This window comes from Selenomonas dianae (assembly GCF_030644225.1).
In the GTDB taxonomy this organism is placed as follows: Bacteria; Bacillota; Negativicutes; order Selenomonadales; family Selenomonadaceae; genus Centipeda; species Centipeda dianae.
This window is the reverse complement of sequence record NZ_CP128650.1, coordinates 2,334,459-2,357,108: the sequence shown is the minus strand read 5'-3', so window position 1 is coordinate 2,357,108 and position 22,650 is coordinate 2,334,459. Positions and strand designations below refer to the sequence as shown.

Below are 22,650 nucleotides of genomic sequence, written 5' to 3'. Positions count from 1 at the left end.
CAAAAGTGTATTTCTTTTTTTTAGGAATCGGTGTATAATTATAAAAATTTTCTATAACTATGAGTAATCATTATCAATTATAAATGGTGTATAGATTAGGAGGATTCGTGTGAGTAAAAGGGAGAGCTTGTGGGAGGCCTATCTCGCAAAGGGCATGAGTCGGCGCAGCTTTTTGAAGGGCTGCGTGACGCTCACGTCGCTGATGGGGCTGAGCACGGACATGATGACGAAGGTCGTCGAGGCGGCGGAGACGAAGCCGCTGCCGGTCGTGATCTGGCTGCACGGGCACGAGTGTACGGGCTGCGATGAGTCGTTCATCCGCTCGGGTGCGCCGCTCGCGTCCGATCTGGTGCTCAGCAACATTGCGCTGGAGTACAGTCATGTCCTCAGTGCCGGCTGCGGCGAGCCGTTCGAGGAGCACCTCGAAACCACGGTCAAGAAGTACCACGGTGAGTACATCCTCGCGGTCGAGGGTGCGGTCGCGGCGGGCGAGCACGCCTACACCTGTATGTCGGGCGGCAGACCCTTCATGGAGACGTTGAAGCACGTCGCGGCAGGGGCAAAGGCGGTCATTGCCTACGGCACGTGTGCAACGGCGGGCGGCATCCAGGCGGCTGCGCCGAACCCGACCGAGTCGCGCGGCATCCGTGCCTTCATCGGGGCGAAGCCCTACATCGCCGTGCCCGGCTGCCCGCCGATCCCCGAGGTCATGACGGGGGTCGTCATGCACGTTGCGCTCTTCGGCACGCTGCCGCCGCTCGACGGGGAGGGGAGACCGCGCCAGTTCTACGGCAACCGCATCCACGACACCTGCTATCGCCGTCCGTTCTTCGATGCGGGGATGTTTGCCGATCGCTTTGACGATGCGGGCGCAAAGGCGGGCTGGTGCCTCTATCACCTCGGGTGCCGAGGACCTGAGACATACAATTCCTGCGGCAATCTGCGCTGGTACCAAGGAATGTCGTACCCGATCCAGTCGGGTGCGCCCTGCATCGGGTGCAGCAATGCGAATTTCTGGGATGATGCGCCCTTCTCGAAACGTCTGCCCGAGTATGACGGCATCGACGTGGATATGGTCGGTGCGGGGCTTGCCGTGGCGACGGCGGTTGGTGTCGCGGCACACGCGGGCGCGAGCCTTGTGCAGAAGAAATGTCACGAGAAGCAGCTTGAAAACGAGGGAAAGCAGGTGCATGAATGAAACACGTTGTTGTTGACCCGATTACGCGCATTGAGGGGCATCTGCGCGTCGAGATCCAGGTGGATGAGGCGACGGGCAAGGTCACGGATGCCATCTCCTCCGGAACGGCATGGCGCGGGCTTGAGCTCGTCATGAACGACCGCGACCCGCGCGATGCGTGGGCGTACATCCAGCGCATCTGCGGCGTCTGCACGTCCTCCCATGCACTCGGCTGTCTGCGTGCGGTCGAGGATGCGCTCGGCATCACCATCCCGAAGAACGCACACTACATCCGCAACATCATCGCGGCATCCCTCGGCCATCAGGATCACATCATCCATTTCTACCACCTCCACGCGCTCGACTGGGTCAGCCCGTTGGAGGCTCTGAAGGCGGATCCTGCGGCGACGGCGGCACTCCAGAACACGGTGCTCAGGGCCTACCGTCTGCCCTTCCGCGGCCCACAGGGACTTGAGACGGAGGCGTATCCGCACGACTTCCCCGTCTCGAACGCGGACTACTATGCGGCGATCAAGGCGAAGGTGCAGAAGATCGTGGAGAGCGGCCAGCTCGGTATTTTCTCCGCGCAGTGGTGGGATCACCCCGACTATCAGATGCTGCCGCCCGAGGTGCATCTCATGGCGATTTCCCACTATCTTGAAATGCTGGACAAGCAGAAGGATCTCGTCGTTCCGCACGTCGTCTTTGGCGGCAAGAACCCGCACCCGCACTATTGTCTCGGCGGTATGCCCTGCTCCATCTCGATGGAGGACGGCAACGCACCGATCAACACGGCGCGGCTTGCGATTGTGGATCGCTCGATCCAGTCCGCACGCCACATGATGAACAACTACTATCTGCCGGATGTGCTCGCCATCGGGCATCTGTATGTGCAGAAGGGCTACACCTCGGGCGGCGGGCTCGCCAAGGAGCGCGTGCTCGGATTCGGGATGTTCCCCGAGGAGCCGTTCTCAGGCGCAACGAACGGCGACTTTTTCAAGGATCTGCTCGTACGCTGCAACGGCGTCGTCGAGAACTTTGCGGGCGGCGTGATGCAGGCGAAGGTCTATGACTTTAAGATGGAGGATGTCTCCGACCCCGAGGTCATCAGCGAGAGCGTCGAACACGGCTGGTACGAGTACAGCGGCGGCGACAGCAAGGGGCTGCACCCGTGGGAGGGCGAGACGAAGCCGCACTACACAGAGCCGAAGGAAGGTACCAAGACGGAGTGGAAGGCGCTGAACGAGCAGGGCAAATACTCGTGGCTCAAGACGCCGAAATGGCGCGGCAAGCTCTGCGAGGTCGGCCCCTTGGCGCGCTACATCGTCCTCTACACGAAGGCAAAGCAGGGGCTGCTCGGCGACCTCACGTGGGCGGAGCAGATGATTGTCGATCAGATCGACGCGGTGACGAAGGTGCTCGGCGTTCCTGCCGAGGCGTGGCTGCCCTCGACGGTCGGCCGCACGGCGGCGCGTGCGCTCGATGCGCAGCTGCAGGCGGAGATCAGCAAGTTCTTCTTTGACAAGCTCGTCGCGAACATTAAGAGCGGCGACACGCGCGTGGTGAACAACGACAAGTGGGATCCCTCCTCGTGGCCGAAGGAGGCGAAGGGCGTCGGCTTCTACGAAGCGCCGCGCGGTGCGCTCAGTCACTGGGCGGTCATCAAGGACGGCAAGATCGCCAACTATCAAGCGGTTGTGCCGACGACGTGGAACGCCTGTCCGCGCGATGATGCAGCGGGACACGGTGCGTACGAGATGGCGATGATGGATACGCCCGTCAAGATCGCCGACAAGCCGCTGGAGATCGTGAAGGCGGTGCGCTCGTTCGATCCGTGCATGGCGTGCGCGACGCACCTCTTTAACGCAAAGGGGGAGAAGATCCGCGTCGTCACGACCGACCCCTACGCCGGCGTGCGCGTGGACGAATAGGGGGCGATCCGCATGAAACAAGAAGTACGCAAGGAATATTACCTCTTCAGTCCCTTCCTGCGCATCTTTCACTGGCTGATGGTCATTGCGATCATCGTGCTCTTTATCACGGGCTTCCTCATCACGAAGCCGCCCGTCATTCTCGCCTCCGAGCCGACGGATACGCCGCTCCTGATGAACCTCGTGCGCAACATCCACTTCATTGCGGCGTTTGCGTTCTGTGCGGGCTTCATCGGGCGCGTCTACGGCTTTATCATCAATCGCGGCGACCGCCTTTTCCCGCATTTCTGGAAAAAGCAGTACTACCGCGACATGATGGATGTCGGTCTGCACTATGCGCTCATCAAGCCGTCGCACGCGCCGTTCCTGCGCAACCCTCTGGCGCGCGCTTCGTATGCAGGGCTGTATGTGCTCGTCGCCATCGAGGTGCTGACGGGCTTTGCCATGTACTATATGACGGAGCCGTCGGCGATCGGCGGCATCCTGTTCGGCTGGGTGAACCGTGTCCTCGGCAACGAGTTCATGTCGCATTTCGTGCATCACTATGCAGCGTGGGCGATCATTCTCTTTGCCATCGGACATTTCTACATGGTCATCCGTGCGGAGTTCATGGAGGGCGAGGCGGAGGTGTCGAGTATGTTCGCAGGGTCGAAGCTGCTGCGGCATACGCCCGCCGATGCGAAGGATGTGGAGTAAACCTTTGGGAGCGTTTCTGCGTGTCCAACGCGAACGCTTCATTGCGCAAGCGTAGAATACAAAGGAGATTTTTATGTGTAAAGAATGCGGTTGTGGACTCGCGGAGAGCACCACGCATTTACAGTTTTTTGTCAAGGGCTATACGGAGGAGAATGCCGCCGCTGTGGAGAAGGCACTCCTCGGGCTGCCCGGCGTTCTCTATGTGCATATACATACGCATGACGGTGAAACGACAGTGGACTATGATCCGGCAAAAACGAAGATGATGGAGCTGATCTCCACGTTTGCCGCGCACAATCTCTCGGCGGAGCTCTAGGATGCACGAGATGGCGATTGCCGAGGGAATCTTGGACATCGCTCTTGACTATGCCCATGAAAATAAGGCACAGCGCATTGACCGTATCCATCTCCTGCTCGGTGAGCTCTCGGGGGTGGAAACGGAGGCGCTGACGCTTGCCTTTCGGGTGCTCGTACGCGGGACCATGGCGGAGACGGCGGCACTGACGTGGGAGTGCATTCCCCTTGCGGGACGCTGCCATGATTGCGGCAGAGAGCGGCGGCTGCGCCCCGCAGACGTTCTCTGCCCCGTCTGCGGCGGCGGGATGGAGATGACGCACGGGCGCGAGATGCGTGTGGACTATATAGAGATGGAATAGGATATGAAGGTAGTTGTAAAGGCGGACATCCTCGGCAGGAACGAGGCGGCGGCGGCGGAGAATGCGGCGCTCTTTGCGCGGCACGGGATCTATGCGCTGAACCTCCTCGGCTCGCCGGGCTGCGGCAAGACCTCGCTGCTGGAGCGGACGCTTGCGGCGCTCGGCGGGGAGCTGCGCATGGCGGTGATCGAGGGCGATCTGTTCACGACGAAGGACGCGGCGCGCATCGAGCGGTGCGGCGCACCCGTCGTGCAGATCAACACGAGCGGCGGCTGTCATCTGGATGCGGCGATGGTCGCGGCTGCTCTGGACAAACTCGATCTCACCGCGCTCGACCTCGTTGTGATCGAGAATGTTGGCAACCTCGTCTGCCCCGCCGAGTTCGCGCTCGGCGAGGATGCGAAGGCGGTCGCGCTCAGCATCACGGAGGGCGACGACAAGCCGCTGAAATACCCGCTCATTTTCAAGGAGTCTGCCGTGGCGCTCCTCAATAAAATTGACCTCTTGCCCTATACGAATTTCGACAGGGCAGCGGCGGAGCAGGACATCACGGCACTCCATCCGGGGATCGCGGTGCTGCCCATCTCGTGCCGCACGGGCGAGGGTCTCCCGGCGTGGCAGGACTGGCTGCGCGGGCAGGTGCGGGCGAAGAAGAAACAGGCGTGACAATAGGAGGAAGGCGATGAGAGTGATCCATGACCAGTTGGTTGCGGTGGCACCCGTGACGGTGCTCGGGATCGGCAATATCATTTTACGGGACGAGGGCTTTGGCGTGCGTGCCGTGGAGTATCTGGAGGAGCACTTCCGCTTTCCGCACGATGTCCGTTTGCTCGACGGGGGGACGCTCGGTCCCGAGCTGCTGCATTTCGTCACGGGGACACAGAAGCTGCTCATCCTCGATGCCGTCGCGGGCGATGCGCCTGCGGGTACGGTCTACCGCTTTGAAAACGATGCGGTGATGGCGCATTTTCAGGAGAAGATGTCCTCGCACGAGATCGGGATTCAGGATGTGCTCGCGTGGCTGACGGTCACGGATCGGGCGATCCCGAACGTCGTTGTGCTCGGGATGCAGCCGTATGAGGTGACGGCGGGGCTGACGCTCAGTCCGGAGATGGCGGCGGCACTGCCGCGCTTTGCGCATCGGGCGGTGGAGGAGCTGGTGCGTTGGGGCATTGTTCCCGCAGAGCGGCCGGCACAGCGTCGTCGGAGCGCGTGAGCGTGCATTCGGGCGGAAATCTGATACATCCTGCGGGAGGCGCGCGTACAAGGCGCGCTTTTCGTGTTTCGGGGATTGTGCAGGGGGTGGGCTACCGCCCCTTTGTCTACCGTCTCGCACGGGAACACGGTCTTGCGGGATGCGTGTGGAACGACAGCGCGGGCGTCGGCATCGAGGCGGAGGGGACGGCGGCGGCGCTCGACGCGTTTGCGACGGGGCTGCGTGACAAAGCTCCGTGCGCGGCATCTGTGACTGCGGTGACGTTCGCGGAGATTCCCCCAACGGGCGCGGAGGATTTTCACATCCTTGCCAGTCCGCAGGGCGCGGCGGCACGGACGCTCGTTTCACCCGATCTCGCCGTCTGCGCCGACTGCCGCCGTGAGATTTTGTCTGCGGAAAACAGGCGGTACGGCTACGCCTTTACAAACTGTACGAACTGCGGCCCGCGCTACTCGATCATTCGCGGCGTGCCGTATGACCGCCCGCTGACCTCGATGGCGGCATTTCAGATGTGTCCCGCGTGTCAGCGGGAGTACGACGATCCCGCTGACCGCCGCTTTCACGCGCAGCCGAATGCGTGCGCGGTGTGCGGCCCCTCCTACCGTCTCCTCGTCGATGGGGCGGCGGAGGAGGGCGAGCCGCTCGTGCGGGCGCGGGCGATTGTCGCGGCGGGCGGCACCCTCGCGGTCAAGGGCATCGGGGGCTATCATCTCGCGTGCGATGCGCGCAGTGACGCGGCGGTGCGTTGCCTGCGGGCGAGGAAGCACCGTGAGGCGAAGGCGCTCGCCGTGATGGCGGGGTCGATGGAACTGGTGCGGTCGCTGTGCGTCGTCTCCGAGGAGGAGGAGCGGTGGCTCACCTCGTCCGCCGCACCGATTGTACTGCTCCGTCGGCGTGCGGATGCGGCGGATGCTGTTGCACAGAGCGTTGCGCCGGGGAATGCATATCTCGGCGTGCTGCTGCCGTATGCGCCCGTGCATCTGCTTTTGCTTGGGACAAACGATCTCTGGGTGATGACGAGTGCGAATCTCAGCGGCGCGCCGATGATGTACGAGGATGATGTTGCCGTGCGGGGGCTGGCGGGGATTGCGGATGCGGTGCTCGTGCATAACCGCGCGATTGTACACCGCGTTGACGATTCGGTGATGCGCATGACGGCGGGCGGGCGGCAGATGATCCGCCGCAGCCGCGGCTTTGCCCCGATGCCGCTCGCATTGTCCGCTGCGCACGGGAATGCCGTTCTTGCGGGCGGGGCGGAGCTGAAAAATACATTTTGCCTCACGCGCGGCATGGAGGCGTTTCTGAGCGAGCACATCGGGGATTTGACGGAGTGCAGTGTGCTCGCCTCGTACGAGGCGACGATTGCGCATTACGAGCGGTTCTTTGCCGTGCAGCCGGAGATGCTTGCCGCCGATCTCCATCCTGCGTACCTCTCGGGGCAGTACATGGCGGTGCGTGCCGCGCGGGGGGGACTTTCACTCGTCCGCGTGCAGCACCATCATGCCCACATCGCGGCGGTGCTCGCAGAACACGCCTGTCATGAGCGCGTGCTCGGCGTTGCACTCGACGGGACGGGATACGGGGACGACGGCACGGCGTGGGGCGGGGAGTTCATGGCCGCCAATCTCGCGGACTATGAGCGGTTGGCACATTTTGCATATCTGCCTCTGCCGGGCGGCGACCGCGCGGCGAAAGAGCCGTGGCGGCTCGCGCTCTGGGTGCTCCATGGGATGTATGGCGGGGATTTGGAAAAATATGCGCCGCAGTTCGCGGCGGAGCTTCCGACAGGATGGGAACTGCTGATGCAGGCGACGGCGGCGGGGGTGAATGCGCCGCCGACTTCGAGTGCGGGGCGGCTCTTTGATGCGGCGGCGGCGCTCCTTGGCGTATGCCGCGTGAATGCGTACGAGGGACAGGCGGCAATCGAGCTGGAGCTCTGTGCGCGGCGGGCGCGGCGGACGGGTGTCGTGCTGCCGTATCGTATGAACTGCGTGTCTGTGCCGATGACGGTGGACTTCCTGCCTGTGCTGCACGCACTGGCGGACGGGGCGGAGCGGCTGACGGAGGAGGAGCGTGCGGGACGTGCGCTCGATTTCCATGTGACGATGGCGGCGGCGGTGACGGAGATGCTCGGCATTCTGGCGGCGCGGACGGGGATTCGCACGGCGGCGCTTTCGGGCGGCGTGTTTCAGAATGCACTGCTGCTTGAGAATCTGCTCGCGCGTCTCGACGATTTCCGTGTGCTCCTGCCGCATCTCGTCCCGCCGAACGATGGCGGGATCGCGTACGGACAGGCGGCGGTGGCGCGCGCACGGATGGGATGATAGAATATTATTATGGGAGCATCGCACTGCTTGCGTTACTTTACGGCATGACGATGAAACATGCCATAGATATAATCATAGGGAAGGATACGGTATGTGTTTAGCAGTTCCTGCAAAAATCGTTGACATACAGGATCAGCTTGCCTCGGTGGAGGTGAGCGGGGTGCGCCGCGCGGCAAGCCTCATGTTGCTGCCCGAGGCGGCGGTGGGGGACTATGTGCTCGTTCATGCAGGCTTTGCAATGCAGGTTGTAGAGGCGGATGAGGCGGAGCGCATCGAGGCGCTGCGGGCGGAGATGCACGGTGCGCCGCGTACGGTGGAGGCACTTTCATGACGGCTGTGCAGGAGACGCAGCAGCTTGCGGCGGCAATGATCAAAGAGATGCGGGCGGTGCTCGCATCGCACGGCAAAGCCATCCGCATTATGGAGGTCTGCGGCACGCATACGGTTGCGATTTTCCGTGCGGGACTGCGGCAGATTTTGCCCGAGGGCATCGAGCTGGTCTCGGGTCCCGGCTGCCCCGTCTGCGTGACAGCGGACGACTACATCGATGCGGCGATTGCGTATGCGGGGATGGCGGATGTCATCATCACGACGTTCGGCGATATGCTGAAGGTGCCGGGGACGCGCTCAAGCCTTGCCGCGGCGCAGGCGCAGGGCGCGGATGTCCGCATCGTCTACACGCCGCTTGATGCGCTCACGATTGCGGCGGAAAACCCGAGCAAGCAGGTTGTATTCCTTGCCGTCGGATTTGAAACGACCGCCCCGACCGAGGCGGCGGCGGTGCTCGCAGCGAAGGCACAGGGGCGCGGGAACTTCTTTTTGCTGTCTGCGCAAAAGCTTGTCCCGCCCGTGATGCGTGCGCTCCTCGATGGTGGTGAGACGCACGTTGACGGATTCCTCCTGCCGGGACACGTTGCGGTGGTGACGGGGACGGATGCCTTTGCGTTCCTCGCGCAGGACTACCATATCCCCGGCGTTGTGGGCGGCTTTGCCCCGCTTGAAATTCTGCGTGCCCTGCATCAGATCGTGCGTCAGATTGGCGCAGGGGAGGCGCGCATTGAGAACGCCTACGAGAGTGTTGTGCGGCGGGCGGGCAATCCGGTCGCGCGTGCGGCGATGGAGCGCGTCTATGAACCTGCGGCGGTGCGCTGGCGCGGGCTGGGGATGATCCCTGCCTCGGGGCTTTCGATGCGGGAGGAATATGCAGCGTTCGACTTTGCCCGCGTGCGCCCGCTCGTGATCGACGTGGGCGGCGACGGGCGGCACGGCTGCCGTTGCGGCGAGGTGCTGCGCGGTGCCATCGTGCCGCGCGACTGCGCTCTCTTTGGCAGGGCTTGTGTACCGGAACACGCGATTGGCCCCTGCATGGTGTCGGTCGAGGGGACGTGTGCCGCATGGTACAAATACGGGGGAGGAAAATTCCGCTATGGAGCATGAGGTCATCACACTTGCGCACGGTGCGGGCGGACAGGCAGGTCACGCGCTGATGGAGGAGGTCGTGTTGCCGGAGCTCGGCAATACGATTCTCAATACGCTGCATGACGGCGCTGTCCTGCCGCTCACGGGACGCGCGGCGTTTACCACGGACTCCTATGTTGTGCAGCCGCATTTCTTCCCCGGTGGGAGCATCGGGCGGCTCGCGGTCTGCGGGACGGTCAACGATCTCGCGATGACGGGGGCAGTCCCACGCTGGCTCTCGCTCGCCGTGATCCTTGAGGAGGGCTTTCCCATCGCCACGCTGCGCCGCATCGTGCGCGACATCCGCACGGCGGCGGAGGAGGCGGGCGTTCTCATCGTCACGGGGGATACGAAGGTCGTGCCGCGCGGCTGCGGCGACGGCATCTACATCAACACGGCGGGCGTCGGGGAGCTGATCGCGGGCGCGGACATCGCTCCGACGAACATCAAGGCGGGCATGGACATCATCGTCTCGGGGACGCTCGGCGACCATGCGGCGACGGTCATGGCGGCGCGGCACAATCTGACGCTCCCGCCCGAAATACAGAGCGACAGTGCGCCGCTCTGCCATCTGACGGCGGCGATGCTCGCGGCGGCACCGTCCATCGCCGTCCTGCGCGACCCGACGCGCGGCGGCGTGGCGGCATCGCTGAACGAACTGGCGGGCGCGGCGGGCGTCGGCATCCTGCTGGACGAGGCGGCGATCCCCGTGCATCCCGCCGTGCAGGGGGTCTGTGACATCCTCGGGTTCGACCCGCTGACGCTTGCGAACGAGGGGAAACTCCTCGCCTTTGTCCCGCCCGAGGACACGGCGCGTGTTCTTGCGGTGATGCACGCCGATCCGCACGGACGCAGTGCCTGCGTGATCGGACGTACGACGGCGGAGGCGGCGGGAACGGTCGGGTTGCGCACCGCGCTCGGCGGCATCCGCGTGGTGGAGATGCCGCTCGGGGAGCTTGTGCCTCGGATTTGCTGAATATCTACAGGCGTTCCCCGCGCGAACGCTTAGTTGCGCAAACAGCCGCGTGCTCGTCCGCGAGGGAATCACGGACGCATTCAGTTGTCCATCTTGGCACATCTTTTTCGCCCTCTCTGCGTCGATAAATCCTCAGCATAGCCACCGCTATGCTTCCGGTTTATCTCCTTGATAGGACGGAAAATCCGCACCAATCTGAACAGCATCATTGCGTTCGTGATTCCCCAATACCTGCGGATTTCAAACGCGCTTCGCTTGGACGGTCAAAATCCGCAGGGGGCGGGTCGCACGCTTTTCTCTGTTTGCTCCACTAGGGTTCGCTTTGGGGCACATATCTCCATGGATTGCATACGCAGAAATTTTGGTTCGCAATTTTCCGCACACGAAAAAGCGGGCAGTGGTCAGCCGCCCGCTTTTTCCCTTATCTATCTGTAGTAGGATGATAGATCACTTCGTGAGATGCACGTCGGGGATCTCGACATCGTGGTGCGTGTCGGGGTCGACGTTGGAGTATACGCCCGGCTTCGTTTCGAACGCCTTGAGATTGTCCGCGTTTGCCTCCAGCATATCCTTGACGAACTCCTCCACCGCATCTGCATAATAGATGGTCATTTCAGTTCCCCTTTCTGTCCGTGCTGAATGTATCTGCATGGTCTTTAACTTAGCACTTTTTCCATATTGTATAAAATATTTCTTTCTGATAAAATGATAGTGTCAACCTATGAAAAAAATTTATTTCATGTGTGACTTTTATACTATTCCACTATTTCGGCATATAGTAGACTAATATAGGGGGAACAAATGGCACTAGGAATCATACTAAGGGAGATGAGCCGGATGACATTGGTACAGATGCGGTATTTCTACGAGGTCTGCCAGTGGCAGAACATTACGAAGGCGGCGGAGCACCTGCACGTCTCGCAGCCGACCGTCACCGTCGCCATGCAGGCGCTTGAGGCGGAGACGGGGCTGAACCTGTTCCACCGCGAGGGACGCAAGATCACGGTGACGACGGACGGGGCGAAACTCCTCGGTAAGGTCTCCTACATCCTCACGGAGGTTGCGCGTCTGGACGATGAGATCCGCGATATGGCGCACCGTCATGCGAAGGTGCGGATTGCGATGCCGCTGCAGCTCGGCGTGGTGTTCCTGCCGCACATCCTCGGGAACTTCCGCCGCGAGCACCCCGAGATCGACCTTGAGATCATCGAGACGGGCGGCGTGAGCGCGCTCCAGATGGTCGAGGAGGAAAAACTGGACTTTGCGCTGACAAACTACACCGTCGATTTCAGCGCACGCCTGACGTATGCGAAACTCTTTGACTGCGAGTGTACCTTTGTCACGCGAAAGGATCACTCCTTTGCGCGGCGGCATTCGCTCAGCATCACAGATCTCCGGGACGAACCGCTCATCATGCTCGACAGCAACTTCTTCGTTGACCGCCTCGTACAGGATGCCTACGGGCGTGCGGGCGAAAAGCCGAACGTCGTCCACTACTCGCCCTACCTCCACACCGTCAAGAACCTCGTGCACGCGGGCATCGGATCGACATTCCTCGCGCGGCCGTCCGTGCTGCCGTCGGACAACTTCGTCCAGATCCCGCTGATTGATCCCATCTTTATCAACAGCGGTCTTGTTACGAAAAAAGGCCGCCAGACCTTTGACGACGTGCGCCTCGTCATGACCTATCTGCGCGGCCTCGCAAAGGAACTCCTCGGCGACGGGAAGAAGGGATGATGCCTTTACATTTTGGCGGCGAGGGGCTATGATGGAGGAAAGAGCATATGAGACAGACAAAACGTACCTACAAAGATTCGCTCTTCCGGGATATTTTCAACAACGAAAAGCGTCTGTCCGAGGTCTATACATCACTTGCAGGCGAGCCGACAGAGCCCTCCGAGATTCGGATCACCACGATGGATGAGACGTTTTTCAGCAGTGAGAAAAATGACGTGAGCTTTCTCGTGCGGGATCGCCACATTGTTCTGCTTGAGCATCAGAGTACGGTGAATGAGAATATGCCGCTGCGTCTGCTCTGGTACATCGCCGAACTCTATCGTCAATACGTCGATCCCAAAGCCCCCTATCGGGCAAAACGTATCCCTCTTCCCGCCCCGAAATTCTACGTTCTCTACAACGGGAAGGCGGCGATGCCGCAGGAGTGGCGGCTGCGGTTGTCCGATGCCTTTGGTGGAGCAGCGGATGTGTTGGAGCTGGTTGTCGATGTCTTCAATATCAATGCGGGGGCAGGACACGAACTCCTTGAACACTGTGCTCCGCTCCGTGCGTACAGTGCCTTTGTTGCACAGGTACGCGCCTTGGCACGGGCGGGAAAACTCCTTGCGGAAGCAGTTCCTGAGGCAATTCGCTATTGCATCGAAAACAATTACTTGCCGGACTATTTTACGGAGAAATTGGAAAAGGAGGTCTTTGACATGGTGAATTTCGAGTGGGACGAAGAACTCGCGCGTCAGGTGCGTGCTGAGGAAGCGTGGGAAGATGGCATGGAGCGCGGAATGCAGCAGGGGATGCAGCAGGCGCTTGCCTCCTCCATTGACAATCTGATGAAGAGCATGAACTTTTCCGTGGAAAAGGCGATGGACGTGCTGCAAATCCCCGTGGCAGAACGCGCGAAGTATGCGGCACTGGTACGCAGTTGAAATGACGTACGCGCCATGCAGCACCCCCGTCTTTGCAACATTTAGTATGCAAAGGCGGGGGCTTTGTGTTATAATGAAACGAATACTGTCTTGGCGCAGGCTTTTTTGCATACGCTATTATTATAGGAAGCACTGATAAATTCAGCCACGCCATCTTGACGCATCTTTTTCGCCCGCACTGTGCCCGCGATCCTCCACATAGCTTTGGCTATGCGTCCGGTTTGCCTCCTTGTTCGGACGAAAAATCTACGCCAATCTGACGGACTTCATTTTATCAGCGATTCCTATAGATCCACAGCACAGACATAGGAGTGTGAAACTACTTGTTCGGAATATCTTCGATTCTCAAACGCTTTCTCGGCGACAACAATGACAAGGAGATCGCGCGCTACCGTGGCATTGTTGAGCAGATTAACGCGCTCGAACCTCAGATGACGAACCTCACGGACGACAAGCTCACGGGCTACACGCGCAAATTCCGCGAGCAGCTCGCAGAGGGCGTGACGATGGAGGAGATCCTGCCCGAGGCGTTCGCCGTTGTACGCGAGACCTCGCGACGCGTGCTCGGGATGCGTCATTTCGACGTGCAGATGATCGGTGGCATCTGCCTCCACGAGGGGCGGATCGCGGAGATGCGCACAGGCGAGGGCAAGACCCTCGTCGCGACGACGGCGGTCTACCTCAACGCGCTGGAGGGCAAGGGCGTCCACGTCGTCACGGTCAACGACTACCTCGCACGGCGCGACAGCGAGTGGATGGGCAAGCTCTACCGCTACCTCGGGCTTTCGGTCGGTCTCATCGCGCACAACATGGACTTCCCCGAGCGCAAGGCGGCGTATGCGGCGGACGTGACGTTCGGCACGAACAACGAGTTCGGCTTTGACTACCTGCGCGACAACATGGTGCTCTCCGAGGCGCAGATGGTGCAGCGTCCGCTGCACTACGCCATTGTGGACGAGGTGGACTCCATCCTCATCGACGAGGCGCGTACCCCGCTCATCATCTCAGGACCCGGCACAAAGTCCACGGACAACTACCGCGTCATGGCGGAGGCGGTGCGCCACCTGAAGGAGGGCGAGGACTACACGGTCGACGAGAAGCAGAAGACCGTCGCGCCCGCCGACTCCGCCGTACCCAAAATTGAAAAAATCGTCGGCATCACAAACCTCTACGCACCCGAGAACATCGAGCTTTCGCACTGCTTTACGGCGGCATTGCGCGCGAAGGCGCTGATGCACCGCGACCGCGACTACGTTGTCAAGGGCGACGAGATTGTGATTGTGGACGAGTTCACGGGTCGTCTGATGGAGGGACGGCGCTACTCCGACGGGCTTCATCAGGCGATTGAGGCGAAGGAGGGCGTGAAGATCCAGCGTGAGTCGCAGACCCTCGCGAGCATCACCTTCCAGAACTACTTCCGTATGTACGAGAAACTCGCGGGCATGACGGGTACGGCAAAGACCGAGGAAAACGAGTTCCTAAAGATCTACAACCTGCCCGTTATCGTTATCCCGACGAACAAGCCCGTACAGCGCATCGACGAGCCGGACGTGATCTACAAGACGAAGGCGGCGAAGTACCGCGCCGTCGGAAATGCGGTCAAGGAGATCCACGAAACGGGGCAGCCCGTCCTCATCGGCACGACCTCCATCACGCAGTCCGAGGAGATGTCGCACGTCCTCAAAAGGAATGGCATCCCGCACGTCGTTCTGAATGCGAAGTTCCACGAAAAGGAAGCCGAGATCGTCGCAAATGCGGGGCAAAAGGGCGCGGTTACCATCGCCACGAATATGGCGGGACGCGGCACGGACATCAAGCTCGGCGAGGGTGTCGAGGCACTTGGCGGACTATACATTGTTGGTACAGAGCGCCACGAATCGCGGCGCATTGACAATCAGCTGCGCGGACGTTCGGGTCGTCAGGGCGATCCCGGCGCGTCGAAGTTCTTCCTCTCGCTGGAGGACGATCTGATGCGTCTCTTTGCCTCTGACCGCATCGCGGGCATCATGGACCGCCTCGGCATGGAGGAGGATGAGCCGATCGAGCACGCGATCATCACGCGCTCCATCGAGCACGCACAGAAGAAGGTCGAGGCACGCAACTTCGACATCCGCAAGCACGTCCTTGAGTACGACGATGTCATGAATCAGCAGCGCGAAGTCATCTACGGTGAGCGCAGGAAGATCCTCAAGGGTGAGAACCTGCGCGAGAACATCCTCGCGATGGTGAAACACATCATCAAGGACGAGATGACGCAGTACGCGAACGAAAAACTCTACCCCGAGGAGTGGCAGCTCGATGCGCTCATCGAGGACGCAGAGAAGGTCTATGCGCCGAAGGGGCGGCTCAAAAAGGCGGAGCTGGAGGCACTGGCACGCGACGAGATCCAAGAGGAATTGGAAAAGATCGCCGAGGAGGGCTACAAGAACCGTGAGCTGATGTTCGGCGAGGAGAATATGCGCGAGCTGGAAAAGGTCGTCATGCTCCGCGTCGTGGATCAGAAGTGGATGGATCACCTCGACCACATGGATATGCTGCGTGAGGGCATCAACTTGCGTGCGTATGGACAGCGCAACCCTCTCGTTGAGTATAAGATCGAGGCGCTGACGATGTTCGAGGAGATGGAGGCATCCATCATGGATCAGATTGCCTCCCTCATGTACCATGTGAGCATCGTCACGCCGCAGGCCGCACCACCCGCCGCCCCCGTGGCGGAGGACGGCACGCCGCGCCCCGCACCCGTCATGGACGAGGGCGCACAGCGGCGCGCGGAGCAGCTGCTCGCACGCGAGCGGTCAAAGCTTGAGGATCACCTCTCGACCGCACGTGCCTCGCACGGCGACGAGTCCGCGCCCGCCGAGGCAAAGAGTGCGAAGAAGGACGAGAGCGGCAAAAAGGTCGGGCGCAACGATCCGTGTCCCTGCGGCAGCGGCAAGAAGTATAAGAACTGCCACGGGAAGAATAAGTAGGGAAGCGTCCCGCTGATGAAGATTGTCAAACAGGTGACACTGGATTGCGCCGTCGTGGATGATGCACATTGGTTCAAACTGGGCTATTCTGCCGACCTGCATACACATCTGATGGTCGTTTCTGTCGCATGGGTCGCCGGGTACGAGCGTTACTACCGGATGGGGGAGGATGATCGTGCGCTCTATGCATCGGATCGGGCATCATTTTACAGGAAGTACGCAAACGAGATCGGGCAGAGCGGCAACACCTGTTATACTGAGCGATTGATTGGCGCACAGGCGCTCCGGGATTATGACGGACGGCGCAATTCATTTCAGAGGGCTTATCCTGCGAAATACGGGAATCCGTTTCAACATTACGCCTATATCGGGGGCATCCTGTTTGCACGTATTCTGTGGGAACGGAGTACGTATTATGTGCCGCCGATGCAGGTAGTTGATGCGGGAGACGGCACATGGCACTTCCCCCTGCGCGAGCGGTGCCGTCTGCTCTGCGACGATGTGGGGGAGCCCCTATGCTACTACTATATAGAGGAAGAACAGAACCATGCTGGAAGATCTGAAACCGATACTGAACGATCTGGGTGAAAAGCTCGATCAGATGCGCATTTCTCTGGAGATCCCCGCGAAGGAGGAGAAGATCGCCGAGCTTGAGTACAAGATGGGCGAGCCATCCTTTTGGGACGATGCGGCGGCGGCGCAGCAGTTGAATCAGGAGCTCGCCGCGCTGAAGGGCGGCGTGGACACCTACCGTGACCTCAAGGCGAAGTACGAGGATGCCGAGACGCTCTACGAGATGGGGATTGAGGAGGGCGATGCCTCGATGGAGGGCGACATCCGCGCGGAGCTGACCCTCATCGCGGAGGGGCTGGAGACGCTTCAGCTTGAGGTGCTGCTCTCGGGCGCGTACGACGCGAACAACGCGATCCTTACCCTCCACGCGGGCGCAGGCGGGACGGAGGCGCAGGACTGGACGCAGATGCTGCTGCGGATGTACGGACGCTGGGCGGAGCGGCACGGCTTCACGGTCGATACCGCCGACCTGCAGCCGGGCGAGGAGGCGGGCGTGAAGTCCGCAACGCTCTTTATCAAGGGACACAATGCCTACGGCTTCTTAAAGTCGGAGAAGGGCGTTCACCGCCTCGTCCGCATCTCCCCGTTTGACGCGCAGGCGCGGCGGCACACCTCGTTCTCCGCGTGCGATGTTATGCCGGAAATTGACGATGCCGTGGAAGTCCCCATCAATATGGACGATGTGCGCGTCGACTACTTCCGCGCGAGCGGCGCGGGCGGGCAGCACATCAACAAGACCTCATCCGCCGTGCGCATGACACACGAGCCGACGGGCATTGTCGTGCAGTGCCAGAACGAGCGCTCGCAGCTGCAGAACAAGGAGCAGTGCCTCAAGATGCTCCGCGCAAAACTCTTTGAACTCGAACAGGAGAAGAAGGAAGAGGAGATCGCAAAACTCGAAGGCGTGCAGCAGAAAATTGAGTGGGGCAGCCAGATCCGCTCCTATGTGTTCCAGCCGTACACGATGGTGAAGGACGTGCGGACGAACGCCGAGACGGGCAACGTGCAGGCGGTCATGGACGGGGAGTTGGATCCCTTCATCCGCGCGTATCTGAACGCAAAGGCAAATCACGAGATCTGACAGAGAGCTGCCTCCCGGCGGCGGAGGCGGATCAGGGTGGCATATCGAAGGAGTTTTTATGCAAAAAATATCGGCCGGCATCCTGCTCGTTATTTTCTTTTTCGTCTGCATCATCTTCATGCTGCCGCACACGATCACAACGATGGTGATGGACGGGCTGCGTGAGCGCACGGGCGCGGAGGATGTGCAGCTGTCGATTACGGACAGCCCGCGCATCGTCTTTGGCGAGATCGGGGCTCTCGACTGCGTGATCCGAGAGGGGCGCATCGGCAAGGTGTTCGTGCGCGAACTGACCGTCACGGGGACGAACCTGCGCTTTGATATGAAGCGGCTTTTCATCGAGCAGCAGCTGATCCTCACCGCGGCGGAGAGCGTGGAGATGCGCGGCGTGGTGGATGCGGATGCGATTCGCGAGCTCATCACGAATGCGGCGGAGAAATTCACCAATGTCGCCGTTACCGTCCGTCCCGGCAGCGTCCTCGCCACGGCAAAGACGCGTGCCTTCGGACAGGTGTTCGATGTGACGCTTGAGGGGGGCTTTGTCGTCGAGAGCGGCGATCTCTACTACAAGGCGCGGCACATCGCCGCACGCGGCATGGGGCTGAACGCGCTCAGCATCGACGGGCTCTTCCCCGATGTGCTCGTCGCGCGTGCTGATGCGCTGCCGTTCGGGCTCGCGTTCGAGGCCGTCGAGGAGAAGGACGGCGTGGTGATCCTCACGGCGGGGAAATAACCTGTACGCAGAAATAGCTTATGCCTTGCGTGCTCCTCGCAGAACCCTCGTTACACAAGCGGTCGTGTGCTCGTCCGCCGAAATACCTGCGGATTTCAAACGCGCTTCGCTTGAACGAAAGAAATCCGCAGGGGGCGGGTCGCACACTATACTCCGCTTGCTCCACTAGGGTTTGCTGCGGAGCATCGCGCGGCACATCATCCTTTCATCCACGGTATTACCCCGACCGATTTGAATATAAGGATAGCGGTTGGACAAGGAATCATACATGAAGAAATTTCACTATCATCCGATTCTGCTCGCGGCGATCCTCATCGGATTCATCGCGAGCCTCATCATTGGCATGGAGCGTCACGCCGTCGAGGAGAATTCGCGCACGGTGGAGCTCGTCGTCGACTACGAGGGACTGTTGGAGCTCGCCGCACGCGAGGGACTGCCCGCAGAAACGGTGCTCGCCCGCGCCAAGGAGGCGGGGATCACCTCGCTCGCCGTCTACGAAACGACCTTTGAGAAATTCAACAAGAACGGCAAGGCAAACGCCGTCACGGGCGCGGACATCCTCGCCGCCTACCACACGGGAACGCTGACCGACCCGCGCTGGCGCACCCTCGTTGAGGAGGGCAAAATCGTCGGCACGGAGATCTACGTCGTCTCACATGATCCCGTAACCTACGCCGAGCTGAAAGAGGATCTCTTCCGTCGTTTTGGCTCCGCACGCGTCACTGTGTACACGGTCGGCACGGATGAGGTGCTTGCGGTCAAGGATTACTATGAGGCGTTTGAAAAGCGCAACATCGGCTTGCCGTCCGACGAGATGCGTGCCGTAAATGCGGCGGGCTTCGACGTGCTCGCACGCCCCTCGAACTATGCCTCCTGCACGCCGGAGGACGTACACGCAGTCTTTGCCCGCATGGACGGCATCGCGGTGTCGGGGATCGTATTCTCGGGACAGGAGTGTCTCGGCGCACCGAAGGCGCTTCAGACGACCATTGACGAGATGAATGCGCGCCGTCTGCCCCTCGGGCTGATCGAGGGCGTGACCCAGCTCCAGTTTTACCGTCAGCAGGGCATGGACGAGATCGCGAAGGGTCTCGGCTACGACCATGTCGCACGCCTCTACTCCATCCCGAAGGACGAGCTGAAAAAACTCAAGATCGACGCCGCCGTCGAGCGGTGGGGGACGACGGACGAGGAGCGCAACATCCGCATCGACCTCCTGCGCATCTACGACGAGCCCGCACCCGGCATGACCCTCCTCGATACGAACATGAAGTATTTTGCGGACACGCGTGCGGCACTCGAATCGAACGGGTTCAAGATCGGGCGGGCGGGTGTGTTCGCCTCCTATGATCCGTCCCGCGTCCTGCGTGCCCTCGTTGCCATGGGCGTGGCGGCGGCGGGCGTACTCTATCTCTCGCTCGTTATCCCCGCACTGAACCGTCGGAGAAAAGCGGTCGTACTTTTCTTCGCTGTGGCGGCGCTCATCTGCGTCATGCCCATCCTCATCGGTGCGGGCGGCAAGGTGCGCGTCCTCGCGGCACTCGCGAGCGCGAATCTGTTCCCGACGCTCGCCATCGTCGCGCTCCTCGACCTCCTGCGCGGGCGGCGGTTTCAAAAGAACGCGCCCACGTGGCGCATCCTCGTCGCGGGTCTGGTGCTCCTCGGCATCACAAGCGCCCTCTCCCTCGTCGGCGCATCCTATCTCTCGGGATCGCTCACGGATACGCGCTATCTCCTTGAGTTCGACATCTTCCGCGGGATCAAGCTCACGTTTGTCCTGCCGATGATCCTCGTCGCCGTCGCATTCATGCAGCGGTTCGACATCTTCGATGGGCAGTTTGACGCATCGGCGGGCGTGCTCGGACAGCTGCGCGAGATCCTGGCGACCCCCGTGCGCGTCGGCTCGCTCCTCGGCGGACTTGTTCTCATCGGCGCACTCGTCGTTCTCGTCCTGCGCAGCGGGCACACCTCGGGGATGCCCGTACCCGGCATCGAGCTGAAGATGCGTGCGGCACTGGAACAGCTCTTTTACGCCCGTCCGCGCACGAAGGAGTTCCTGATCGGACACCCCGCCTTCCTCCTCGCCCTCTACGGTGCGGCGCGGCGGTGGCGGACGTGGATCATCTTCGGCCTCGTGCTCGCGGCGACCATCGGACAGGGGTCGATGGTGGAGACCTTCGCACATATGCGGACACCGATTGAGATGTCGCTTGTGCGCGGCATCGGCGGCATCTGCTTCGGCGGCGCAATCGGCGCGGTGCTCGTCGCACTTGTCGCGGCGTGGAATCGTCTCTTGGAGCGGGTGAAAAGAGTGGTCTGATGTGCGTATTCTTTGAGAACGTCGTTCTGTGTGAAAAACTGACGATGCTTTGTCAAGGTGTTGCTGTGAATGAGGAAGGGCGAAGCCCAAAAGCGAACCCTAGTGGAGCAAGTGAGTAAAGTATGCGTTTTGCCCCCGGCGTACTTCTTTCGTCCAAGCGAAGCGCGTTTAAGAAGTGCGCCGGTATTTAGGCAGATAAGCATACGATCACTTGCGCAACTAAGCGTTCGCGTTGGGGTCGCCCTTACATAAGGAAGCACTGATAAATTCAGCCGTGCCATCTTGGCACATCTTTTTCGCCCTGTCTTTGTCGACAAATCCTCCACATAGCCTTTGCTATGCGTCCGGTTTGTCTCCTTGACCGAACGAAAAATCTGCACCAATCTGACAGACTTCATTTTATCAGCGATTCCATAAAACTTTTTACATTTATACAGGAATGGGAAAACGGAACGGAGGGCATTTCACCCGATGAAGCGGATCGTTGTATCGGGGTACTACGGCGCGAAGAATGCGGGCGATGAGGCGATGCTCGCGGCGATGCTGGAGGTACTCGCGGATTTGGACCCGGAACTTCATATCACCGTCATTACCGCCGATCCTGCGGATACCGAGCGCCGTCATGGCGTACACGCAGTCGGCTCGTTTGATGTGGGCGGAATCCTCGGCGCGGTGCGCCGGGCGGATCTCCTGATCAGCGGGGGCGGCAGTCTCCTTCAGAACGTCACGAGCCGCCGCAGCCTCTACTACTACATGGGTATCATCCTGCTTGCGCTCATGCTCGGCAAAAAGGTCATGCTCTATGCGCAGGGCATCGGACCTGTCACGGGGCGTTTTGCCTGCCGCTGTATGCGCTGGCTCGGCAACCGCGTCTCCCTCATCACCGTGCGGGACGAGGGCTCGATGGCGGAGCTGCGCCGTCTCGGCATCACACGCCCGCCGATGGAGTGTACGGCAGATCCCGTGCTCGGCATTCATCCCGTCGGACGGGAGGCGGGGCGCACCATTCTCAGCCGTTATGGCGCGGACGGGGCAAAGCCCGTCGTCGGCATCTCCGTGCGCGATTGGCAGGGGTGGCAGCACTACAAGGAAATCCTCGCCGAGATCAGCGACGCCATCGTGCGCGAGCTCGGCGCGCGCGTCGTCTTTCTCCCCATGCAGTACCCCGAGGACGTGCGCACGGCAAAGACCGTCGCCGCGTGGACGAAGGAGGACTGCACCATCCTCGATGCGGAGTACAGTACGAGCGAGCTTCTTTCCCTCGTCGCGAACATGGATCTCATGATCGGCGTGCGCCTGCACGCGCTCATCTTCGCGGGGGTCATGGGCGTGCCCATGATCGGCATCTCGTATGACCCGAAGGTCGATCGCTTCCTCCGCTCCATCGGCGAGAAACCCGTCAATGATCTGCAGGACATCACCACCGCGAGCGTCCTCAAGGAGGTGCGCCGCAAGTGGGCGGCACGCAGTACATTCACGGCGGCGAATGCCGACCTCCTCGCACGGATGCGCACTCTCGCCGCACACAACGCAGAGCTGGCGATGGGGCTTGTGCGGGAGAAATCTTGATGATGACTTGTCAAACGTCGCGTGAATTGCTATAATAAAAACAGAAAGAAACGTCCTATGACGGCATCTTTCCGAAGTTGCGAATTGTTTTTGAACAACCGCTCACTTGGCAGAGTGGGCGGTTACTTTTTGGTTATCGCGAGAATGTAGCCGGTGGCAACGATTAACAACAAAATCGCACCGATTTCAGACATCTCACTCACCCCCCTTTCGGGGGAAAGACACCGCCGCGAGATTGCTCCCGCCTAAGGACGTTTCAATTCTATTATAAACGCAAGCAGATCAAAGTGCAAACGCATTTTCCGAAA

At 60.7% G+C, this 22,650-nt stretch carries 20 protein-coding genes and 1 pseudogene; 19 read left to right on the top strand and 2 right to left on the bottom strand.

The window, feature by feature from the left end:
* The first annotated feature begins 109 nt into the window (after window positions 1–109).
* The 11 genes from QU667_RS11425 (at window position 110) to hypE (ending at window position 10,437) form a co-directional block, all read left to right on the top strand.
* The gene (locus QU667_RS11425) at window positions 110–1,198 is read left to right on the top strand and encodes a hydrogenase small subunit (RefSeq protein ID WP_304987275.1); all 1,089 of its coding nucleotides are present in this window, start codon (window positions 110–112) and stop codon (window positions 1,196–1,198) included.
* Complete coding sequence (locus QU667_RS11420) at window positions 1,195–3,108, top strand: nickel-dependent hydrogenase large subunit (protein ID WP_304987274.1); 1,914 nt, start codon at window positions 1,195–1,197, stop codon at window positions 3,106–3,108. Before QU667_RS11425 ends, QU667_RS11420 begins: the two co-directional genes overlap by 4 nt.
* A 12-nt stretch (window positions 3,109–3,120) precedes the next feature.
* Window positions 3,121–3,804, top strand: a complete 684-nt coding sequence (gene cybH / locus QU667_RS11415) for a Ni/Fe-hydrogenase, b-type cytochrome subunit (protein ID WP_304987273.1) — start codon at window positions 3,121–3,123, stop codon at window positions 3,802–3,804.
* A 73-nt stretch (window positions 3,805–3,877) separates the two neighbouring features.
* A complete protein-coding gene (locus QU667_RS11410) occupies window positions 3,878–4,120 on the top strand; it encodes a heavy-metal-associated domain-containing protein (RefSeq protein ID WP_304987272.1) in 243 nt (80 codons plus the stop codon).
* A gap of 1 nt (window position 4,121) precedes the next feature.
* Complete coding sequence (locus QU667_RS11405) at window positions 4,122–4,460, top strand: hydrogenase maturation nickel metallochaperone HypA/HybF (protein WP_304987271.1); 339 nt, start codon at window positions 4,122–4,124, stop codon at window positions 4,458–4,460.
* A 3-nt stretch (window positions 4,461–4,463) separates the two neighbouring features.
* The gene (gene hypB / locus QU667_RS11400) at window positions 4,464–5,126 is read left to right on the top strand and encodes a hydrogenase nickel incorporation protein HypB (protein ID WP_304987270.1); all 663 of its coding nucleotides are present in this window, start codon (window positions 4,464–4,466) and stop codon (window positions 5,124–5,126) included.
* Between the two features lie 16 nt (window positions 5,127–5,142).
* On the top strand, window positions 5,143–5,676 hold the full coding sequence (locus QU667_RS11395) for a HyaD/HybD family hydrogenase maturation endopeptidase (RefSeq protein ID WP_304987269.1): 534 nt from the start codon (window positions 5,143–5,145) through the stop codon (window positions 5,674–5,676).
* A complete protein-coding gene (gene hypF / locus QU667_RS11390) occupies window positions 5,673–8,000 on the top strand; it encodes a carbamoyltransferase HypF (RefSeq protein WP_304988462.1) in 2,328 nt (775 codons plus the stop codon). Before QU667_RS11395 ends, hypF begins: the two co-directional genes overlap by 4 nt.
* A gap of 94 nt (window positions 8,001–8,094) precedes the next feature.
* Complete coding sequence (locus QU667_RS11385) at window positions 8,095–8,334, top strand: HypC/HybG/HupF family hydrogenase formation chaperone (RefSeq protein WP_304987268.1); 240 nt, start codon at window positions 8,095–8,097, stop codon at window positions 8,332–8,334.
* Window positions 8,331–9,440 carry a hydrogenase formation protein HypD gene (hypD, locus tag QU667_RS11380; protein ID WP_304987267.1) on the top strand — a complete coding sequence of 370 codons (1,110 nt, stop codon included), beginning with the start codon at window positions 8,331–8,333 and terminating at the stop codon, window positions 9,438–9,440. Before QU667_RS11385 ends, hypD begins: the two co-directional genes overlap by 4 nt.
* A complete protein-coding gene (gene hypE, locus QU667_RS11375; RefSeq protein ID WP_304987266.1) occupies window positions 9,430–10,437 on the top strand; it encodes a hydrogenase expression/formation protein HypE in 1,008 nt (335 codons plus the stop codon). The genes hypD and hypE overlap by 11 nt, the downstream gene beginning before the upstream one ends.
* 447 nt (window positions 10,438–10,884) lie before the next feature.
* Here the strand turns inward: hypE and QU667_RS11370 are convergent, their stop codons facing one another.
* Window positions 10,885–11,049, bottom strand: a complete 165-nt coding sequence (locus QU667_RS11370) for a hypothetical protein (RefSeq protein ID WP_304987265.1) — start codon at window positions 11,047–11,049, stop codon at window positions 10,885–10,887.
* Between the two features lie 225 nt (window positions 11,050–11,274).
* On the opposite strand from QU667_RS11370, the gene QU667_RS11365 reads away from it, so the two are divergent.
* From QU667_RS11365 to QU667_RS11330, 7 genes are all read left to right on the top strand, one after another.
* Window positions 11,275–12,174, top strand: a complete 900-nt coding sequence (locus QU667_RS11365; RefSeq protein WP_304987264.1) for a LysR family transcriptional regulator — start codon at window positions 11,275–11,277, stop codon at window positions 12,172–12,174.
* 47 nt (window positions 12,175–12,221) lie between these two features.
* On the top strand, window positions 12,222–13,097 hold the full coding sequence (locus QU667_RS11360) for an RpnC/YadD family protein (protein ID WP_304987263.1): 876 nt from the start codon (window positions 12,222–12,224) through the stop codon (window positions 13,095–13,097).
* A 323-nt stretch (window positions 13,098–13,420) separates the two neighbouring features.
* Window positions 13,421–16,066 carry a preprotein translocase subunit SecA gene (gene secA / locus QU667_RS11350; RefSeq protein ID WP_304987262.1) on the top strand — a complete coding sequence of 882 codons (2,646 nt, stop codon included), beginning with the start codon at window positions 13,421–13,423 and terminating at the stop codon, window positions 16,064–16,066.
* Between the two features lie 15 nt (window positions 16,067–16,081).
* Window positions 16,082–16,654: a hypothetical protein gene (locus tag QU667_RS11345; RefSeq protein ID WP_304987261.1), complete on the top strand. Its 573-nt coding sequence runs from the start codon at window positions 16,082–16,084 to the stop codon at window positions 16,652–16,654.
* The gene (gene prfB / locus QU667_RS11340; RefSeq protein ID WP_304987260.1) at window positions 16,614–17,720 is read left to right on the top strand and encodes a peptide chain release factor 2; all 1,107 of its coding nucleotides are present in this window, start codon (window positions 16,614–16,616) and stop codon (window positions 17,718–17,720) included. Before QU667_RS11345 ends, prfB begins: the two co-directional genes overlap by 41 nt.
* A gap of 58 nt (window positions 17,721–17,778) precedes the next feature.
* Complete coding sequence (locus tag QU667_RS11335) at window positions 17,779–18,453, top strand: DUF2993 domain-containing protein (RefSeq protein WP_304987259.1); 675 nt, start codon at window positions 17,779–17,781, stop codon at window positions 18,451–18,453.
* A gap of 268 nt (window positions 18,454–18,721) precedes the next feature.
* Window positions 18,722–20,773: a DUF5693 family protein gene (locus QU667_RS11330; protein ID WP_304987258.1), complete on the top strand. Its 2,052-nt coding sequence runs from the start codon at window positions 18,722–18,724 to the stop codon at window positions 20,771–20,773.
* A gap of 251 nt (window positions 20,774–21,024) precedes the next feature.
* Here QU667_RS11330 and QU667_RS11325 read toward each other — a convergent pair.
* A pseudogene (locus QU667_RS11325) lies at window positions 21,025–21,171 on the bottom strand (ABC transporter substrate-binding protein); the annotation flags it as partial.
* A 73-nt stretch (window positions 21,172–21,244) separates the two neighbouring features.
* Here QU667_RS11325 and csaB point away from each other — a divergent pair.
* A complete protein-coding gene (gene csaB / locus QU667_RS11320) occupies window positions 21,245–22,342 on the top strand; it encodes a polysaccharide pyruvyl transferase CsaB (RefSeq protein ID WP_304987257.1) in 1,098 nt (365 codons plus the stop codon).
* Window positions 22,343–22,650: the final 308 nt, after the last annotated feature.

Coding starts and splice junctions, on each gene's coding strand:
- csaB (WP_304987257.1), top strand. CDS start 21,245: ATGAAGCGGATCGTTGTATCGGGGTACTACGGCGCGAAGAATGCGGGC.
- hypE (WP_304987266.1), top strand. CDS start 9,430: ATGGAGCATGAGGTCATCACACTTGCGCACGGTGCGGGCGGACAGGCA.
- QU667_RS11385 (WP_304987268.1), top strand. CDS start 8,095: ATGTGTTTAGCAGTTCCTGCAAAAATCGTTGACATACAGGATCAGCTT.
- QU667_RS11405 (WP_304987271.1), top strand. CDS start 4,122: ATGCACGAGATGGCGATTGCCGAGGGAATCTTGGACATCGCTCTTGAC.
- QU667_RS11395 (WP_304987269.1), top strand. CDS start 5,143: ATGAGAGTGATCCATGACCAGTTGGTTGCGGTGGCACCCGTGACGGTG.
- hypB (WP_304987270.1), top strand. CDS start 4,464: ATGAAGGTAGTTGTAAAGGCGGACATCCTCGGCAGGAACGAGGCGGCG.
- QU667_RS11330 (WP_304987258.1), top strand. CDS start 18,722: ATGAAGAAATTTCACTATCATCCGATTCTGCTCGCGGCGATCCTCATC.
- QU667_RS11410 (WP_304987272.1), top strand. CDS start 3,878: ATGTGTAAAGAATGCGGTTGTGGACTCGCGGAGAGCACCACGCATTTA.
- cybH (WP_304987273.1), top strand. CDS start 3,121: ATGAAACAAGAAGTACGCAAGGAATATTACCTCTTCAGTCCCTTCCTG.
- QU667_RS11345 (WP_304987261.1), top strand. CDS start 16,082: ATGAAGATTGTCAAACAGGTGACACTGGATTGCGCCGTCGTGGATGAT.
- QU667_RS11420 (WP_304987274.1), top strand. CDS start 1,195: ATGAAACACGTTGTTGTTGACCCGATTACGCGCATTGAGGGGCATCTG.
- QU667_RS11360 (WP_304987263.1), top strand. CDS start 12,222: ATGAGACAGACAAAACGTACCTACAAAGATTCGCTCTTCCGGGATATT.
- hypD (WP_304987267.1), top strand. CDS start 8,331: ATGACGGCTGTGCAGGAGACGCAGCAGCTTGCGGCGGCAATGATCAAA.
- QU667_RS11370 (WP_304987265.1), bottom strand. CDS start 11,049: ATGACCATCTATTATGCAGATGCGGTGGAGGAGTTCGTCAAGGATATG.
- prfB (WP_304987260.1), top strand. CDS start 16,614: ATGCTGGAAGATCTGAAACCGATACTGAACGATCTGGGTGAAAAGCTC.
- QU667_RS11335 (WP_304987259.1), top strand. CDS start 17,779: ATGCAAAAAATATCGGCCGGCATCCTGCTCGTTATTTTCTTTTTCGTC.
- QU667_RS11365 (WP_304987264.1), top strand. CDS start 11,275: ATGACATTGGTACAGATGCGGTATTTCTACGAGGTCTGCCAGTGGCAG.